The sequence below is a fragment of the Nocardia sp. NPDC051929 genome (assembly GCF_044548645.1).
Lineage (GTDB): Bacteria > Actinomycetota > Actinomycetes > Mycobacteriales > Mycobacteriaceae > Nocardia > Nocardia sichangensis.
In genome coordinates, this window is record NZ_JBIUCG010000032.1 from 75,227 (window position 1) to 92,047 (window position 16,821).

The window sequence follows — 16,821 nt, forward strand, 5'->3', positions numbered from 1 at the left end:
GCCGCCGGGGGGCGTGGGCGCGGCCCGCCGCCGCCCCCTGCCGCGCCGGCCGCGGCCCCCCCCCCCCCCCCCCCCACACCGGGCCCGCCAACACGCCGCGACGAAGTCGCGGCCAAACAAACACAGTATTTTGTTGCGCATGGCTCGAACTCTGCTGGTTACCAATGATTTCCCGCCGCGGCCGGGCGGTATCCAGTCGTATCTGCAGGCGTTGGCCGGTGAGCTGCCGCCGGACGACCTGGTGGTCTACGCTCCGCGCTGGCGTGGCGACAGCCATCTGAAGTTCGATGCCCGGCAGAAGTTCCAGGTCATTCGCCATCCCACCACGCTGATGCTGCCGACTCCGCTGGTGCTGCGCAGAGCCGCGCGCCTGTTGCGCAGCGAGCAGTGCGACACGGTGTGGTTCGGGGCCGCGGCGCCGCTGGCGCTGCTGTCGCCCGCTCTGCGTCGCGCGGGCGCCGAACGGATTCTGGCCAGTACCCACGGCCACGAGGTCGGCTGGTCGATGCTGCCGGGGGCCAGGCAGGCGCTGCGTGCCATCGGCGAGCACACCGATGTGGTCACCTATGTCAGCCGCTATACCCGCCGCCGGTTCGCGTCCGCGTTCGGCTCGAACGCGGCGCTCGAGTATCTGCCGCCCGGGGTGGACTCCGAGGTCTTCCGCCCGGATCCGGCCGCGCGGGCCGAGCTGCGCGAACGATACGGCCTCGGCGACCGGCCGACCATTCTGTGCCTGTCCCGGCTGGTGCCGCGCAAGGGGCAGGACGCGCTGATCCTGGCGATGCGCGATATCCGCGAGCGTTTGCCGGGCGCGGTCCTGGTGATCGCGGGCGGCGGCCCTTTCGAGGACAAGCTGCGCGCCCTGGCGGTCGCCGCGGGCGTCACCGAGGACGTGGTGTTCACCGGCCGCGTCCCGTCCGGTGAGTTGGCCGCGCATCACACGCTGGCGGACGTCTTCGCGATGCCGTGCCGGACCAGGGGCGCGGGGCTGGATGTGGAGGGGCTCGGCATCGTCTACCTGGAGGCGTCGGCGTCCGGTGTCCCGGTGGTGGCGGGTAACTCCGGCGGCGCGCCGGAGACGGTGATCGAGGGCAAGACCGGTCGCGTGGTGGACGGGCGTTCCGTGCAGCAGATCGCCGACGCCCTGGTGGACATTCTGTCCGACCGGGATGCCGCCGCGCGGATGGGCGCGGCTGGCCGCGCGTTCGTCGAGCAGCAGTGGCGCTGGGACAGCTTGGGCGCGCGCCTGCGACAGCTGCTGCGGTGATCCGCGTCGCATCTACTACGCTCAGCGGAGTGAGCAGTATCCAGGTCGCAGATCAGACCTTCGTCGCCGCACCGGGGGCCGCCGTGGCCGAGCTGCTGGCGGGACCGAACAATTGGCGCCGTTGGTGGCCCGACCTGGCCCTGGATGTCCGTGAGGATCGAGCCGAGAAGGGTATCCGCTGGTCGGTGTCCGGTGGCCTGACGGGGACCATGGAGGTATGGCTGGAGCCCGCGCTCGACGGGGTGATCCTGCACTACTTCCTGCACGCCGAGCCGGAGCCCGCGCTGCCCGCGGGCAAGCTCGCCGCCGCCAACCGGGCGCGCCGGGTCGCGGGCAAGAACATGTCGTTCGAGGTGAAGTCCCGCCTGGAGGCGGGCCGCCCCGCCGGTGTCAGTCCCGCGCCCCAGCCTTGATCTACCAGCACCGACGCTGAAAGGAACCGCTGTCCGCATGGCCGACCGGACCCAGAGATCGATCGTCATCGAGGCCCCGTCGCAGCAGGTGATGTCCGTCATCGCCGATCTGGAGTCCTATCCCGAGTGGGTATCCGCGGCGAAGTCGGTGGAGGTGCTGGAGGTGGGGCCGGACGGTCTGGCCAAGACCGCGCGGTTCGTGTTGGACGCCGGGGTGGTCAAGGACACCTACGTCCTGTCCTACGAGTGGCGCGCCGACCGTAAGGCGGTCAGCTGGCGGCTGCTCAGCGGCGAGTTGCAGAAGGCGCAGAACGGCACCTACGAGCTGATCGATCGGCCCGGCGGCACCGAGGTCGTCTACACGCTCACCGTCGACCTGAACATCCCGATGATCGGCATGTTCAAGCGCAAGGCCGAGAAAGTGATCACCGATACCGCGCTGAAGGAACTGAAGAAACGGGTCGAAGGCTGACCGCGCACAAGACCCGGGTCGAGCTGTTCATCGGCAAGGGTGGGGTGGGCAAGACCACGCTCGCGTGCGCCACCGCCATGGCCGAGGCCAGGTCGGGCCGTCGCGTGCTGATCGCCTCGCTGGATCAGGCGCATTCGCTCGGCGACGCGCTCGGCTTCCGTTTTCCGCACGATCCGGGCACCGTCACCGGCGTCGCCACCGTGCTGCCCGGACTGGACGTGATCGAGATCGATTCGCTCGCGCTGCTCGAGGACCGGTTCCGCGACGTGGTGCGGGTGATCTCGGCCGGCCGCGGGCACGAGCACGGTTTCGACCTCGCCGCGCTGGACCCGGCGGAACTGACCGGATTGCCCGGCGTGCAGGAACTACTGATGCTGGTGGAGATCGCCCAGTTCGCCGCCGAGGACGACTGGGATCTGATCGTCGTCGACTGCCCGCCCTCGGCGGACATGCTGCGCATCGTCACCGCGCCGGGCACGCTGCTGGGTTACGTGGAACGGATATGGCCGCCGCACGCACGGGCGATGAGCGCCGTCGGCACCGACCTGCGGCGCGCCGTGCTCGCGGCCACGGTCGAACGAATCGTACGGGCGGTCACTGAAGTTCGCGATCTGCTCGCCGACCACCGGCGCACGCGGGCGCGGCTGGTCACCCTCGCCGAGCGCGTCGCGGTGGCCGAGTCGCAGCGGGTGCGCTCCGCCGCGGCGCTGCTGGGCCTGCGGCTGAACGCCGTCGTGGTGAACAAGGTGCTGCCCGATCTCGCGCCGCCCGACGGAGCCGAACATCCGGCGGTGCAGTGGTATTCGAACCGGCGCGGCGAGCAATCCGATGTAATCGCCGAGTTGCGGAGCACGATGCCGGGTATACCGGTGGTGATCGCGCGGCACACCGGCCCGGAGCCGATCGGGCTGAACTCGCTGGCCGCGCTGTCGTACGCGATGGACTCGGCGGGCGACACCGGGGACGCTGCGCTTATGCTGAGCGACAATCAGACGGAGGTCGACGCGAGTTCCGGCGAACCGCTGGTTCTCCTGGAATCCGGCACCGGATTGCAGTCGGTGTACGCGCTGCGCATGCACCTGCCGGTGGTCGACGCCGCCACACTGCGCCTTGGCCGAGTGGAGGACGATTTGATCGTGGGAGCGGACGGTGTCCGGCGCCGGGTGCGCCTGGCGCCGGTATTGCGGCGGTGCACGGTCGACGGCGCCGAACTCGATGACGGATACCTGGTGGTCCGCTTCCGGCCCGATCCGCGGGTCTGGGCGCACGCGTCCGAAAGTCGCGACCATGACCGGTGATCCGCACTCGCCCAGGGGCGAGGAGGTCGGCGGCCACACCGCGCCGGACGGTGTAGCCGAATTCGCCGAGGAACTGAAGCTGCTGGCCGAGGCGGTGCTGGAACGGGTCGAGCCGGTGTTGCGGCGCGCGGCCGACGGACAGGTCGAGTGGTCCAGCTGCAGCTGGTGCCCGGTGTGCGCGGCCGCGGCGCTGGTGCGCGGGGAGCACCACGACGTGCTGGCCGCGGTCGCCGATCACGGCACCGCGATCGTCACCGTGCTGCGCGAGGCGCTGGCCGGAGTGCCGGTCGAACCCGTCATGCCCACCGAAGCCGACCCGGAGACCGGCGCGCCGCATCGCCATGACCGGCCCGGGGACGACGACGGTCCCCGTTACGTCGACATTCCCGTGACGATCAAGGTATGACGCACCAGATGGCCGGTACGCGACCGCTGACCGTCGGAATAGACGTCGGCGGCACCAACATTCGGGCGTCGGTGATCGATGACAGCGGCGAGGTGCTGGACACGGTCCAGGCGCCGACGCCGCATTCCGCGCGAGCGCTGGAGGACGCGCTGGACCGGGCCGTGCGCGACCTGTCCGGCAGACATCCCATCGGCGCGGTCGGCCTCGCGGTCGCCGGGTTCATCAACGGCGATCGCTCCACCGTCCGGTTCGCCCCGCATCTACCCTGGCAGGACGCCCCGGTCGCCCAGCGTCTCACCGAACGGCTGGAACTGCCGGTGATCCTGGAACACGACGCCAACGCGGCGATGTGGGCCGAGTATCGGTTCGGCGCCGCCGCGGGCGGGCACAACGTGGTGCTCATCGCGATCGGCACCGGCATCGGCGCCGCCCTGCTGATCGACGGCCAGCTGTATCGGGGCACGCACGGCGTCGCACCTGAACTGGGTCATCTGCAAGTCGTTCCGCAGGGGCGGCCCTGTCCGTGCGGCAAACGCGGGTGCTGGGAGCGCTACTGCAGCGGAACCGCTTTGGCGGAGACCGCGATCGAGATGCTGGCCAGCGATACCCTGCGCTCCGTGCTGGCCAGGGATGTGGCACGCGATCCCGGCTCGCTGACCGGACGGCGGGTCGCGGGCGCCGCGCAGGACGGCGACCCGCTCGCCGTGCGGGTGATGGCCGACTTCGCGCGCTGGCTCGGGCTCGGGCTGGCGTTCGTCAGCGACATCTTCGATCCGGACCTGGTGGTCATCGCGGGCGGCGTGAGCAGTTCGGCGCCGTTGTTCCTGGACGAGGCGCGCGAAGAGTACGCGCGCGCGATCACGGGCGCGGGACACCGGCCGCTGGCCCGCATACGAACCACCCAACTGGGTGAGGCCGCGGGCATGATCGGCGCGGCCGACCTCGCGAGGGCGGCACTGCCCTCGGGCGCGCGTAAGTCCGCGCGCGTCGCGCGGACCGGTCGTTGACCACGCCGCCACGACCCCTCGTGGCCTGCCGCGACACGCCGGTCGTCGTCATCGCTCGGCGTCGGGGCCGAAGTGTGGTGAGATTCGCCGCTGCGGTTGGATGTGATCTTGCACCGGCGGTAAAGTCGGCAATTGAAGCAGGTGCCCGCAACTATCCCGGTCCCGGGGGAAGGACGTCATGTTCTACTGGCTGCTGAAGTTCGTGCTGCTGGGACCGTTCATTCATCTCTACAACCGGCCTACGGTCGAAGGCGTAGAGAACATTCCGGCGGACGGGCCGGCCATCATGGCGGGTAACCATCTCTCCTTCGCCGACTGGCTGTTCGCTCCGTTGCTCAGCCCGCGGCGGATCAGCTACCTCGCCAAGGCCGAGTACTTCAACACCCCGGGCATCAAGGGCCGGCTCCAGAAGTTCTTCTTCAGCGCCTCGGGCCAGTACCCGATCGATCGCAGCGGCGCCGACGCCGCCGAGGACGCGCTCAACGCCGCCCGCAAGCTGCTCGACCAGGGCCGTCTGGTCGGCCTCTACCCCGAGGGCACCCGCTCCCCCGACGGCCGCCTGTACAAGGGCAAGACCGGCTTGGCCCGCCTGGCGCTGGAGACCGGCGTCCCCGTCATCCCGGTCGCCGTCATCGGCACCGACGAGGTGAGCCCGCCCGGACCGTTCCGCTGGCGCCGCAGGAAGGTGAAAGTCAAGTTCGGCGAGCCCATCGACTTCTCCCGCTACGACGGCATGGGCGGCAACCGCTTCGTCGAGCGCGCCGTCACCGACGAGGTCATGTACGAGCTCATGCAGCTCACCGGCCAGGAGTACGTCGACGTCTACGCCCACAGCCTGAAGAAGGGCGTCCCCAGCGGCAGCCACCCCGCCGCCGTCCCCGTCCGCATCCCGGACACCGCCGCAGGCTGATCACTCCATCTCAGGACGATCAGGGTCCCCTCGAGCCGGCTGACGTGCGCCCGTCGACCGTACGGACGAAGATCTGTGGCATCCGATCGGAGGCCGACCTGCGCGCCGCCGTCGCCGCGGGCGCCGACGCGGTCGGATTCATCTCGGGCGTAACGCATGTCAGTGAAGACGCGCTCGACCGGCGTCGCGCTGCCACGCTGGCGGCGGCCACCCCGCCGTTCGTCACCCGCGTGCTGGTCACACATCTGGAGGACCCGGCGGCGATCATCGCACTGGCCGACCGGGTGGGTGTGGACGCGATCCAGGTCCACGGGCTGGTCTCCGCCGATGTGGTCGCCCGGGTACACGAACGCGCGGCCGGGCGGCCGGTCCTCGCCGCCGTACACGTGACCGGTCCGGAAGCCGTCGGCGCCGCCCGCGCCGTGGCTCCGTATTGCGATGCGGTGCTGCTCGATTCGCGCACTCCCGACCGGCTGGGCGGCACCGGACGCGCACACGATTGGTCGATCAGCGCCACCATCGTCGGCACGATGGCCGAGTTCGACCGTCCCGTCGTGCTGGCAGGCGGCCTCACGCCCGCGACGGTCGCCGCGGCCGTCGGACAGGTCCACCCGTACGCCGTCGACGTCAACAGCGGCGTCGAATACCCCGGCGGCGACAAGGATCCCGCTGCTTGCGACGCCTTCGTCGCCGCCGCTCGATCGGCGCTGCCCTAGACTCGGCCGAGTCGTCCACAGCGACAAGGTAATGACAAGCCTTCGGTAAGACGGCGCGGCGAAAGTACGGGCATGTTCAAGAAGTTGTTGGCGGTGGCCGGGGTCGGTGGGGCCGAAGTGGAGACCGAGTTGTTCACGCCGGGTGTGCAGCCCGGGGGCACGGTGGAGGGCATGATCCGTTTGCGGGGCGGTGCGGTCGCGCAGGAGATCACCCAGGTGGCCGTCGAGTTCGTGACCAGGGCCGAGCAGGAGTACGAGGATCACGAGGGCGTGCGCGACGTCGCGTTCGGACGTACCGGAGTGCACGGACCGTTGCATCTGCCCGAGGGGGCGCCGCTGGAGTTCCGGTTCGCGGCCCGCGCGCCGATGGAAACACCGATCACGTTCTACAACGGACGACACCTGCCCGGCACGGTGGTCTCGCTGCGCACGATCGTGGAGATCCACGGCGCGGTGGACGCCGCCGACACCGACCCGATCGGCGTCGGCGCCCTGCCCGCTCAGCACGTGCTGCTGGAAGCGGTGGAGCGCTTGGGATTCCATTTGCGTAGCGCGGACGTGGAATCCGGCCGGGTGCACGACACGCCCCAGACGCTGCCGTTCTACCAGGAGATCGAGTTCGCGGGCTCACCGCACTACCCGGGCCTGAACCAGCTCGAGGTGACTTTCGTTCCGACCGAGACCGGCATGAGCGTGGTCCTGGAGGCGGACAAGCGCGGCGGTTGGCTCTCCGAGGGCCGCGACGTGTTCGACGCGCTGTGGGTGGACTACCAGCACCTGGGCGGCGTGGACTGGGCGGGCGAACTGCACCACCGTATAGCGCGCCTGGCGCACTGACTCTTGCTTGTTGTCCACACGGACCCGGCCCGTTCACGCGCCGTTGACGTAGTTGCGTCAGGGTTGCCTCATGACCGGCTCGGACTCGAGACCATCCCGGCGCACCGTATTGCGCGCCTCCGCGCTCGGACTGGTGGCGGCCCCTGCACTGGCGGCATGCTCGCCGGACAACGGCCCCGCGCTGGTCCGCGGGCGGCCGGTGCTCACACACGGTGTCGCGGTGGGTGATCCGCGCGCGGACGGCGCACTGATCTGGGCCCGCGCCGATCGCCCCGCCACCTTGCTGGTGGAAACCGCCGCCACGGAATCGTTCACCGATCCCAAGCGTTTCACCGGACCGCTGCTCACACCCGATTCCGGCGGCACCGGCCGGGTGCGGGTCAACGGCCTGCCCGCCGGAACGCAGGTGCACTACCGGGTGACGCTGCGCGGCGAGGACGGCGCCACCTCCGAACCGGTCACCGGCGTCTTCCGCACCGCGCCCACCGCCGCGTCGGACATCCGGCTCCAGTGGTCCGGCGACGTCGCGGGCCAGGGCTACGGCATCAACCCGGAGCTGGGCGGCATGAGGATCTTCGCCGTCATGGCCGCCCGCGACCCGCATCTGTTCCTGCACTCCGGCGACTCGATCTACGCCGACGGACCGCTGCGGGAATCGGTCGCCCTGCCCGACGGGCGGATCTGGCGCAATGTGGTGAGCGAGGCGAAAAGCGCTGTCGCGCAGACTCTCGACCAGTTCCGCGGCAACTACGCCTACAACCTGACCGACGAGAATTACCGCCGCTTCAACAGTTCGGTCGCCCAAGTGGTCCAGTGGGACGACCACGAGACGGTGAACAACTGGTACCCGGGCGGACTGGTCGGCGAGTCCAAGGGCTACACCGAACGGGCCATGGACACCCTGGCCACCCGTTCCTGGCAGGCCTTCCACGAGTGGATGCCGCTGGAGCCGAGGGAAGCGGTGGACGGCCGCCTGTATCGCAAGATCTCCTACGGTCCGCTGCTCGACGTCTTCGTGCTGGACATGCGCGCGAACAAGGACGCCAACAACGCGAACAACGGCCCCGACGGCCGCATCTTCGGTCCGGCGCAGACGAAGTGGCTCGTCGACAGCCTACGCGAGTCCACCGCCACCTGGAAGATCATCGCCAACGACCTGCCGCTCGGCTTGGTCGTCCCGGACGGCGAACAGAAGAACACCACCGCCTTCGAGGGACCCGCCAACGGCGATCCCGGCGCGCCGTCGGGCCGGGAACGCGAGATCGCCCAGGTGCTGTCGTCGATCAAGGCGAACAAGGTGGCCAACGTCGTCTGGCTCACCGCCGACGTGCACTACACGGCGGCGCACCGTTATTCGCCCGAGCGGGCGGCCTTCACCGACTTCGACGAGTTCTGGGAGTTCGTCTCCGGTCCGCTCAACGCGGGCGCGTTCGGCCCGAACCAGCTCGACGGCACGTTCGGTCCGGAGGCGATCTACGTGCACGCTCCGCCGGTGCAGAACAGCTCGCCACTGGACGCCTTCCAGCATTTCGGCGAGGTGCGCATCGACGGAAGGTCAAGGGAACTGACCGTAGATCTGTGCGACGCCGCCGGATCCGTCCTGTTCAGCAAGAGCCTTGCGCCGGCGTCGCGGTGACACCCCGCTTCGGGGGAGCGGCGCGGGCCGCGCTGTGGTTAGCTCTTCTGCCATGAGCACGCCGCACATTGTCTCCAACGCCGAGGAATACCTCCCCCGCGATACCGCCGATGTCGTTCGCACGGTGCGGGATTCACGTGGGCGATCGGAACGGCTGATGGTGCGCGGCGGCGAGCTGCTCGACGAGGGCCTCGCGCTGCCCGCTCAGCCGACCGTGGTGTCGCTGCGCCGGATGAATCAGGTGCTGGACATCAACCTGGGCCGGCGCACCGTCCGGGTGCAGGCGGGCGCCAAACTCTCCGATATCGACCGCAGGCTCGGCGCGCACGGCCTCGGCCTGCCCGTCGTCGGCGATCACCGCGACATCACCGCGGGCGGCTTCGCCTCGGTCGGCGGCGTCAGCGCGGCCTCGCACAAACACGGCCTGTTCATCGACCAGATCGTCGATCTGGAGTACGTGGACACCGACGGGCGCATCGGCACCTGCGGGCGCACCCACCACACCGAGCGGTTCCACCGCATCCTGGGCGCGGGCGGCCGGGCTGGCATCATCACCGCGCTCACCCTGGACGCGATCGAGATCGACAAGGAACGCACCTGGCTGACCACCGACGCCGACCGGTTCCTGGACTTCGACTCCTTCGTCGAGCACGCCTATGCGGAGATCTTGCGGCCCGGCAACGCCGAACTGCAGGTCGGCCGCTGGGTCGATACCGCGCCGCTGAAGGTGGCGCGCCCGGTCGGCACCGGTCACGTACAGCTGGGCACCGTGCGCTTCGGGCAGTGGTCGAGCCTGTACCCCACCGCGCCCACCAGGGGACTGCGCGCCCGGCGCGAGGTCGGGTCGCGCGCGCGGAAATCGCTGGGCGCCATCGCCTCCGCCGCGCCCGGCAAGGCGGGCATGCCTGTGCGCAACGCGGCCGCGGGCGCGGTGCTGTTCGCGCCGAAGGTGCAAACCCTCCGCGATGCGGAGTATCTGGCCGATACGGCGCTCAGCTCGTCCGAGCGTGGTCCCGCCTACCGGGTGGGCATTTTCGCGCCCCTGTCGAGCTATACGTCGGTGTTCTACCGCCTCCACGATCTGTTCTCGGGACACCGGGAACGCACCGGCTGCTTCACGGTCATCTCCGCGATGACCTACGGCGTCCGCTCGCGCTACCTGCGCGCCGAATCCGCCGCCCGCGGCCTGCCCGCCGAAGACCACGGCCTGATCACCTTCACCTGCCGCCTGCGCCCTGCCGCGCTCCCGTCGGAACAGTTGCGCGACATCGTCTCCGGCATCGAGGAGATCTGCCGTTCGGAGAACTCGCTGCGGTACGAAGCCGAGTAGCGGTTCGGCCCGCACCGTCCCTCGGTCGAGGGCCGCTGGTGCGCGTGCCGCCGGAAATCGCCGTGACCACCGATCAGGGCCAGCGCTAGCGTTGCGTTCATGTTCGTCGTGACCGTCACCTACACCGTTCCGCTCGCCGAAGTGGACCCCCTGCGCCCCGCTCACGGTCGCTGGCTGGAGCAGCTCATCACCGACCGGCGCCTCGTGCTGGCGGGACGCCGCGTTCCACTGGTGGGCGGCGTCTACCTGACCACCGATATGCCGCGCGATCGGCTCGACTCGATCCTCGCCACCGATCCGTACCTGCTCCACGGCGTCGCGACGCACGAGGTCGTGGAGTTCACGCCACTACTCGGCGCGCCCGAGGTGATCGCGGCCTCCGACCGCAACGGAGCCTGAGGTGAGCCGGACACAGCGGGTCTGATTCGCGAGCACGCATCGCCGAATTCGCCACTCACACTCGGTGAAACTCCGACTGAGCGCTTCTCGGGCCCGAGGTAGTTCTCGAACACCATCCTGCCGCGGCTGTCAGGATGCGGACGACGATGCCGATCAGCGACCGCGGACCGAATTCCGGAAAACGCCACCGGTAGCGGGTTCTGATGCGACATAGTGGTAAACGCTCACGTTCCCTACTTATACGCGAGCGTACCTTACTCCATGTTCGTGATCGGATCAGAGACCTCATGAGGACGAGCACATCTGCCGCGGCGATCAGCGCATTCGCCATCTCAGCCCTGGTCGCGGGAACCGTGGCTGGTTTTCCCGCAGCGGCCGACGCCGACGCATCACCCACCGCGGGTGCGCCGGGTGTGATAACGGTGGACTCCACGACGGACGACGTAGCGGCCGACCCAGGCAGCGGGCAATGCCGCACGATCTCCGGCGCCTGCACGCTGCGCGCCGCGGTGCAGACGGCCAATGCCCGTCCAGGCAGCACAATCGTGGTTCCCGCCGGTCGATACGTGTTGACGATCGCCCCCGATCAGCGGAAAGTACAGGGTCGCAACCCTGATCCGACCACGGGCGACCTGAACCTGACCGCCCCCACGACGCTGCGCGGCGCCGGTCGCGATCGAACAGTGCTGGACGCCGACGGGATCGACCGGGTGCTCAGTGTCGCCGCGCCGGTGACGTTGGCGGGATTGACGGTGACCGGCGGAGTCGCCGCCCAGCACGAGATCCCGTTCTACGACACCGGCGGGGGCGGCATCGCGAATTCGTCGGATCTCGTTCTCGACGACGTCGTGGTCCAGGGCAACAGCGCCGGATACGGCGGCGGCATCTTCAACGTGCCCGGCTCGGACTTGAAGACGAGGAATACGGTCATCTCCGGCAATTCCGCGGGCGAGGCGGGCGGTGTGCGGTGCGACAACACCTGCACCTTCACCGATACCACGATCGCGGACAACCACGTGGTCGACCCCGGAGTCTGGTACCGCCCTGGCGGATTCGCCGGACGCGGCGGCGGCGTCGACGTTCGGGGAAGGGGCGTGGTGACCTTCGATCGCGCGACGATCACCGGGAACACCGCATCCGACGGCGGCAGTGGCATCAACGTCGCGCCGGCCTACCTCGACACCCTTCCACGCCGGTTGACCGACCTAGTGGACGTCCCTCTCGGCACCGTCCTCCTGCGGGACTCCACGATTCTCGGCAACAGGTCCGGGACAGCTGTGGTCAACTGCGCCGAGGTGTTCGCGAGAATTGCCTCGGAAGGTGGCAACACCAGCGACGACGCATCCTGCAACCTCACCGGGGCCGGCGACAGAGTTCTGTCCTAGTCGGCGGGCGTCGGCGGCCCGAGCAAGGCGCGGTGGATGTACACGACGGCTTCCTCGAGCTCGAGCAAGTCTCCTCCGGCACGGAGGGTTCGGCGGATGGCCTCGTTGGTCGCGTCGGTGACCGCCAGGTACGCGCAATCGGGAACGGTGGAGTCGACGGGGCCCGCTGCCGCACGCCACGATCGGATGAATCCCGCGAACCACTGCTGGCATCGTTCGAACGACTCGATCGCGCGCGACCCGGCCACAGCGGTTTCCAGGTAGAAGGCGCGGGCGAACGAAGGCTCGTCGCGCAGCAGCGTGAGGTACTCACGGATGCCGCGGCGGAGCGCTTCGAGTGGCGTCACCGGCTCGGACGAGATCTGCCTCATCACCTGCCGGAGATGATCGATCATCAGATCGCGGCCGGTCTCGGCCGCCGCGAGGAAGCAGGCTTCCTTGTCCGGAAAGTGCTGATAGAACGTCCGACGCGAAACCTTCGCGGCAGCGGCGATATCCGCGATCGTCGCATCGAGGTAGCCCCGGTCGGCGACGACGACCGTGACCCCGTACAGCAGGCGCTGCCGTTGCGAGCCCGTCACCAGGTCGCGAGCGAGGCCGTGCGGTCCGTGTGGTAACGCCTTCAAGGTCGGTTCCAGCAACTTCTCTCCCACCCGCACCTTCATAGCAGGTGCGGGCCCGGAGCTACCCGGACTCCGCCGCTTCGGCAGCTCGTCGCACACGCGAAACGGCCCCACCGGAATTTTTCCGGTGGGGCCGTTTCGGCAGATCTTCGGCTCAGTGCTTCTCGGGACCGAGGTAGTACTCGAACACCAGCCCGGCGGCGGCGGTCAGGACGCACACGACGCCGATGCCGATCAGCCAGAACTGGAAGAACGCCAGGCCGAGCGCGGTCACCGAACCGGCGGCGGCCAGCGTGATCGGCCAGAAGCTGCCGGGCGAGAAGAAGCCCAGGTCGCCCGCACCGTCGACGATCTCGGCGTCCTCGTAGTCCTCCGGGCGCAGGTCGAGACGACGGGCGACGAACCGGAAGTAGGTCCCGATGATCAGCGACAGACCCGCGGTCAACACCATGGCCGTGGTGCCCGCCCACTCGACACCCGTACGCGACTGACCGGTGAAGAAGCCGTAGACGCCCGCGATGATGATGAAGAACACCGTGAGCAGTTCGAAAATCCGCGCTTCGATCTTCATGTCAGATCAATCCTCACTTGCTCTCGGCCGAGGCCGCGCTCTTGGTGTCGCGCCTGGTGTTGAACGGCGCGGTGGACGTGGCGACCGGAGACTCCCCGATGGACGCGAGCGCCTCGGCGTTGGTCTTGCCCGCCTGGCGCGCGTCCAGGTACTTGGTGAACTTCTCCGGCGTGACCGCGCGGACCTCGAAGTTCATCATCGAGTGGAAGGTGCCGCACATCTCGGCGCAGCGGCCGACGAACGCGCCTTCCTTCTCGATCTTGGAGATCTGGAAGACGTTGTCGGAGTGGTTTTCCTTCGGGTTGGGCATCACGTCGCGCTTGAACAGGAACTCCGGCACCCAGAAGGCGTGGATCACGTCGGCGGCGGCGAGCTGGAACTCGATGACCTTGCCGGTCGGCAGCACCAGGACCGGGATCTCGTTGCTCGAGCCGATCGTCTCGACCTTGTCGTAGTGCAGGTAGGAGAGGATGTCGTTCTCCGGCTTGCCGTGTACCGGGCCCGGCTGCGGGTGACCGTCCTTGGTCCGTTCCTTGTACCCCTCGAGCTGCTCCTGGTTCAGCGCCTCACGCGCGGTGTCGATGCCGTCGAACCGGTAGCCGTCCTTGAAGTCGACGTTGCGGTAGCCGAACTTCCAGTTCCACTGGAAGGCGGTCACGTCGACGGTGACGTCGGGGTTGTCCACCTTCTCGTGCACGTAGTTCTGCACGACCACGGTGAAGTAGAACAGCACGGCGATGATGACGAACGGAATCGCCGTGTAGGTCAGCTCCAGCGGCACGTTGTAGCCGGTCTGGCGCGGGAACTCCGGAGAGTCGGCCTTCTTGCGGTGGAACGCGATGGTCCAGAAGGTCAGACCCCAGACCAGCACGCCCATCGCCAGCGCGGCGATGACCGACCAGGTCCACAACTCCCGCATCCGGGTGGCCTGCGGCGTGATGCCGGACGGCCAGCCGAACCGCAGCCAAACAGTGTCGATCGAGCAGCCCGAGACGAGCAGCGCGGTGATCCCCAAGGACACCGCCAGCCCGGCCCGCCGAAGGATACGGCCCTGCCGACCCCGGGCGGGTCGTGCCCCGATCTCTTCGCTCGCCTTGTGCGCCACGCTCACGCCTTCCTGGTCGCCACACATTCCGACAGTGCATCGTCCGGGCTGCGATGGGCCCCGACGATACGTCCTAAGCTCGTATCAGGGCACTCCCCGGGCCGGCGCATTCGCGCGCGGGTCGCCTGAGAGAGACCTGAGTACTACGCAGCGTAGACCAAACGCACCCCCCCTTTGTCGTCGGGTCGGCTTCGACACCTCACCGGGCCCGCCGGGATCATCGTCACCAGCGATTCCGCCCTGACGTGACGCGCGCGACGCGCGGACGCCCTAGGTGCGGCATACTCGGACACTAGATTTCGTCCCCTTGCGCCCCATCCGGTGCGCGCGTATCCCGACTGTGAGAAATGAGGTTGCCGACGCCGTGTGTGGACTGCTCGGATTCCTGGCATCTGACGAGGCGGCACCTGGCACGGTGGAGCAGGTCTACGAGGCCTTGCACTGCGTGCGCCACCGCGGCCCGGACGAGCGCGGCACCTGGCACGACGACCATGTGATCTTCGGCTTCAACCGCCTGTCGATCATCGACATCGAGCACTCGCACCAGCCGCTGCGCTGGGGCCCGCCCGAGCGGCCCGACCGCTACGCGCTCACCTTCAACGGCGAGATCTACAACTATCTCGAGCTGCGCGCGGAACTCGCCGAGGCGCACGCCGCCGAGTTCCCGGACGGCAAGATCTTCCAGACCGAGGGCGACAGCGAGGCCATCGTCGCGGCGTTCCACTACTGGGGTCCGGAGGCGGTGCGGCGGCTGCGCGGCATGTTCGCCTTCGCGATCTGGGACACCGAGACCAACGAGCTGTTCCTGGCCCGCGACCCGTTCGGCATCAAACCGCTGTTCCTGGCCACCGGGCCGGGCGGAACCGCGTTCGGCAGTGAGAAGAAGAGCCTGCTCGAACTGCTGCCCGTGCTGCGGCTGAGCGACGAGCTGGACCCGCGCGCGCTGGAGCACTACACGGTGCTGCAGTACGTGCCCGAGCCGGAGACGCTGCACAAGGACGTCCGCAGGCTGGAATCGGGCAGCTACGCCACCGTGCGGCCCGGCGCGGCGCCGGTCGTCACCCGGTACTTCACCCCGAAGTTCCCGGTGCGCCCGTTCACCCCCGGCTCGGCGGCGTCCCGCTACCGGGAGATCGCCGCTGCGCTCGAGGACTCCGTCGCCAAGCACATGCGCGCCGACGTGACGGTCGGCTCGTTCCTGTCCGGCGGCATCGACTCCACCGCGGTCGCGGCGCTGGCCATGCGGCACAACCCGAAGCTGATCACGTTCACCACCGGGTTCGAGCGCGAGGGCTACTCGGAGGTGGACGTGGCCGCCGAGAGCGCCGAAGCGATCGGCGCGCGGCACGTGGTGAAGGTGGTCTCCCCCGCCGAGTTCGCCGCGGCGATCCCGGAGATCGTCTGGTACCTCGACGACCCGGTGGCCGACCCGGCGCTGGTCCCGCTGTACTTCGTCGCCAAGGAGGCCCGCAAGCACGTCAAGGTGGTGCTCTCGGGTGAGGGCGCCGACGAGCTGTTCGGCGGGTACACCATCTACCGCGAGCCGCTGTCGTTGAAGCCGTTCGAGAAGCTGCCCCGCGGCCTGCGCAGGCTGGCGGGCAAGCTGTCGGACCGGATTCCGGACGGCACGAGGGGCAAGAGCCTGTTGCACCGCGGCTCGCTCACGCTGGAGGAGCGCTACTACGGCAACGCGCGCAGCTTCAGCGACGCCCAGCTGCGCGCCGTGCTGCGCGAGTTCCGGCCGGAATGGACCCACCAGGACGTCACCGCGCCGCTCTACGCGCAGTCGCGCGGCTGGGATCCGGTGGCCCGGATGCAGCACCTGGACCTGTTCACCTGGTTGCGCGGCGACATCCTGGTCAAGGCCGACAAGATGACCATGGCCAACTCGCTGGAACTGCGCGTGCCGTTCCTGGACTCCGAGGTGTTGAAGGCGGCCGAGGGATTGCCGTTCGACCAGAAGATCACCAAGGAGACCACGAAGTACGCGCTGCGTCAGGCGCTGGAGGGCATCGTGCCGCCGCACGTGCTGCACCGCGCCAAACTCGGCTTCCCGGTCCCGCTGCGGCACTGGCTGCGCGGCACGGAACTCTACGACTGGGCGCAGCAGCAGATCGCGGAGTCGCAGACCGAGCACCTGCTGAACAAGGCCGCGATCAGCGAGATGCTGGTCGCGCACCGGGCCGGGACCGCCGATCACAGCCGCAGGCTGTGGACACTGCTGGTGTTCATGGTGTGGCACGGCATCTTCGTCGAGGACCGGATCAAGCCGGAGATCCAGGAGCCGGTCTACCCGGTCTCGCTCTGACCCCGAAACGCGGGAAAGGCGGGGCCCCCCCCCGGGGGGGGGGGGCGGGGGCCCCCCCCCCCCCCCCCCGGGGGGGTTGGGCCCCGCGGGGCGGGGGCGGCGGCGGGGGGGGGGGGGGCGGGGCGGGCCACCCGGTTG

The 16,821-nt window shown here is 69.2% G+C and carries 17 protein-coding genes; 14 read left to right on the forward strand and 3 right to left on the reverse strand.

What is annotated here, in order from left to right:
• The first annotated feature begins 139 nt into the window (after positions 1-139).
• The 13 genes from ACIHAX_RS34425 to ACIHAX_RS34485 all read left to right on the forward strand — a co-directional run bounded on the left by ACIHAX_RS34425 (position 140) and on the right by ACIHAX_RS34485 (position 12,076).
• Entirely contained in the window at positions 140-1,267 is a 1,128-nt protein-coding gene (locus ACIHAX_RS34425; RefSeq protein WP_397281783.1) for a glycosyltransferase family 4 protein, read from the forward strand.
• 29 nt (positions 1,268-1,296) lie between these two features.
• The gene (locus tag ACIHAX_RS34430) at positions 1,297-1,680 is read left to right on the forward strand and encodes a polyketide cyclase / dehydrase and lipid transport (RefSeq protein WP_355072943.1); all 384 of its coding nucleotides are present in this window, start codon (positions 1,297-1,299) and stop codon (positions 1,678-1,680) included.
• A gap of 37 nt (positions 1,681-1,717) precedes the next feature.
• The gene (locus ACIHAX_RS34435) at positions 1,718-2,152 is read left to right on the forward strand and encodes an SRPBCC family protein (protein WP_355072941.1); all 435 of its coding nucleotides are present in this window, start codon (positions 1,718-1,720) and stop codon (positions 2,150-2,152) included.
• A 23-nt stretch (positions 2,153-2,175) separates the two neighbouring features.
• Entirely contained in the window at positions 2,176-3,450 is a 1,275-nt protein-coding gene (locus ACIHAX_RS34440; RefSeq protein WP_397281802.1) for an ArsA family ATPase, read from the forward strand.
• The gene (locus tag ACIHAX_RS34445) at positions 3,440-3,856 is read left to right on the forward strand and encodes a hypothetical protein (protein ID WP_397281785.1); all 417 of its coding nucleotides are present in this window, start codon (positions 3,440-3,442) and stop codon (positions 3,854-3,856) included. Before ACIHAX_RS34440 ends, ACIHAX_RS34445 begins: the two co-directional genes overlap by 11 nt.
• Complete coding sequence (locus ACIHAX_RS34450) at positions 3,853-4,863, forward strand: ROK family protein (RefSeq protein ID WP_397281787.1); 1,011 nt, start codon at positions 3,853-3,855, stop codon at positions 4,861-4,863. Before ACIHAX_RS34445 ends, ACIHAX_RS34450 begins: the two co-directional genes overlap by 4 nt.
• Positions 4,864-5,041: 178 nt before the next feature.
• A complete protein-coding gene (locus tag ACIHAX_RS34455; RefSeq protein WP_379253056.1) occupies positions 5,042-5,773 on the forward strand; it encodes a lysophospholipid acyltransferase family protein in 732 nt (243 codons plus the stop codon).
• 44 nt (positions 5,774-5,817) lie between these two features.
• Complete coding sequence (locus tag ACIHAX_RS34460; RefSeq protein WP_356965157.1) at positions 5,818-6,489, forward strand: phosphoribosylanthranilate isomerase; 672 nt, start codon at positions 5,818-5,820, stop codon at positions 6,487-6,489.
• Positions 6,490-6,561: 72 nt separating this feature from the next.
• Positions 6,562-7,326 carry a sporulation protein gene (locus ACIHAX_RS34465; RefSeq protein WP_364427923.1) on the forward strand — a complete coding sequence of 255 codons (765 nt, stop codon included), beginning with the start codon at positions 6,562-6,564 and terminating at the stop codon, positions 7,324-7,326.
• A gap of 70 nt (positions 7,327-7,396) precedes the next feature.
• On the forward strand, positions 7,397-8,962 hold the full coding sequence (locus ACIHAX_RS34470; RefSeq protein ID WP_397281790.1) for an alkaline phosphatase D family protein: 1,566 nt from the start codon (positions 7,397-7,399) through the stop codon (positions 8,960-8,962).
• Between the two features lie 52 nt (positions 8,963-9,014).
• Positions 9,015-10,292 (forward strand): FAD-binding oxidoreductase, encoded by a 1,278-nt coding sequence (locus tag ACIHAX_RS34475; RefSeq protein WP_397281792.1) that lies wholly within the window; start codon positions 9,015-9,017, stop codon positions 10,290-10,292.
• Positions 10,293-10,391: 99 nt separating this feature from the next.
• The gene (locus ACIHAX_RS34480; RefSeq protein WP_364427916.1) at positions 10,392-10,691 is read left to right on the forward strand and encodes a YciI family protein; all 300 of its coding nucleotides are present in this window, start codon (positions 10,392-10,394) and stop codon (positions 10,689-10,691) included.
• Positions 10,692-10,978: 287 nt separating this feature from the next.
• Positions 10,979-12,076: a CSLREA domain-containing protein gene (locus ACIHAX_RS34485; RefSeq protein ID WP_364427913.1), complete on the forward strand. Its 1,098-nt coding sequence runs from the start codon at positions 10,979-10,981 to the stop codon at positions 12,074-12,076.
• On the opposite strand, the gene ACIHAX_RS34490 is transcribed toward ACIHAX_RS34485, so the two are convergent.
• The 3 genes from ACIHAX_RS34490 to ACIHAX_RS34500 all read right to left on the reverse strand — a co-directional run bounded on the left by ACIHAX_RS34490 (position 12,073) and on the right by ACIHAX_RS34500 (position 14,402).
• Positions 12,073-12,729: a TetR/AcrR family transcriptional regulator gene (locus ACIHAX_RS34490; protein ID WP_355072920.1), complete on the reverse strand. Its 657-nt coding sequence runs from the start codon at positions 12,727-12,729 to the stop codon at positions 12,073-12,075. The two genes, ACIHAX_RS34485 and ACIHAX_RS34490, sit on opposite strands and share 4 nt — an antisense overlap.
• 124 nt (positions 12,730-12,853) lie before the next feature.
• Entirely contained in the window at positions 12,854-13,270 is a 417-nt protein-coding gene (locus ACIHAX_RS34495) for a cytochrome c oxidase subunit 4 (RefSeq protein WP_355072918.1), read from the reverse strand.
• A gap of 13 nt (positions 13,271-13,283) precedes the next feature.
• On the reverse strand, positions 13,284-14,402 hold the full coding sequence (locus ACIHAX_RS34500; protein ID WP_397281794.1) for a cytochrome c oxidase subunit II: 1,119 nt from the start codon (positions 14,400-14,402) through the stop codon (positions 13,284-13,286).
• A 337-nt stretch (positions 14,403-14,739) separates the two neighbouring features.
• Here ACIHAX_RS34500 and asnB point away from each other — a divergent pair, with 337 nt between their 5' ends.
• Positions 14,740-16,683, forward strand: coding sequence for an asparagine synthase (glutamine-hydrolyzing) (gene asnB, locus ACIHAX_RS34505; RefSeq protein WP_397281796.1), 1,944 nt, complete (start codon positions 14,740-14,742; stop codon positions 16,681-16,683).
• Positions 16,684-16,821: the final 138 nt, after the last annotated feature.

Coding starts and splice junctions, on each gene's coding strand:
- ACIHAX_RS34425 (WP_397281783.1), top strand. CDS start 140: ATGGCTCGAACTCTGCTGGTTACCAATGATTTCCCGCCGCGGCCGGGC.
- ACIHAX_RS34480 (WP_364427916.1), top strand. CDS start 10,392: ATGTTCGTCGTGACCGTCACCTACACCGTTCCGCTCGCCGAAGTGGAC.
- ACIHAX_RS34495 (WP_355072918.1), bottom strand. CDS start 13,270: ATGAAGATCGAAGCGCGGATTTTCGAACTGCTCACGGTGTTCTTCATC.
- ACIHAX_RS34465 (WP_364427923.1), top strand. CDS start 6,562: ATGTTCAAGAAGTTGTTGGCGGTGGCCGGGGTCGGTGGGGCCGAAGTG.
- ACIHAX_RS34435 (WP_355072941.1), top strand. CDS start 1,718: ATGGCCGACCGGACCCAGAGATCGATCGTCATCGAGGCCCCGTCGCAG.
- ACIHAX_RS34470 (WP_397281790.1), top strand. CDS start 7,397: ATGACCGGCTCGGACTCGAGACCATCCCGGCGCACCGTATTGCGCGCC.
- ACIHAX_RS34450 (WP_397281787.1), top strand. CDS start 3,853: ATGACGCACCAGATGGCCGGTACGCGACCGCTGACCGTCGGAATAGAC.
- ACIHAX_RS34500 (WP_397281794.1), bottom strand. CDS start 14,402: ATGTGTGGCGACCAGGAAGGCGTGAGCGTGGCGCACAAGGCGAGCGAA.
- ACIHAX_RS34445 (WP_397281785.1), top strand. CDS start 3,440: ATGACCGGTGATCCGCACTCGCCCAGGGGCGAGGAGGTCGGCGGCCAC.
- ACIHAX_RS34475 (WP_397281792.1), top strand. CDS start 9,015: ATGAGCACGCCGCACATTGTCTCCAACGCCGAGGAATACCTCCCCCGC.
- ACIHAX_RS34455 (WP_379253056.1), top strand. CDS start 5,042: ATGTTCTACTGGCTGCTGAAGTTCGTGCTGCTGGGACCGTTCATTCAT.
- ACIHAX_RS34485 (WP_364427913.1), top strand. CDS start 10,979: ATGAGGACGAGCACATCTGCCGCGGCGATCAGCGCATTCGCCATCTCA.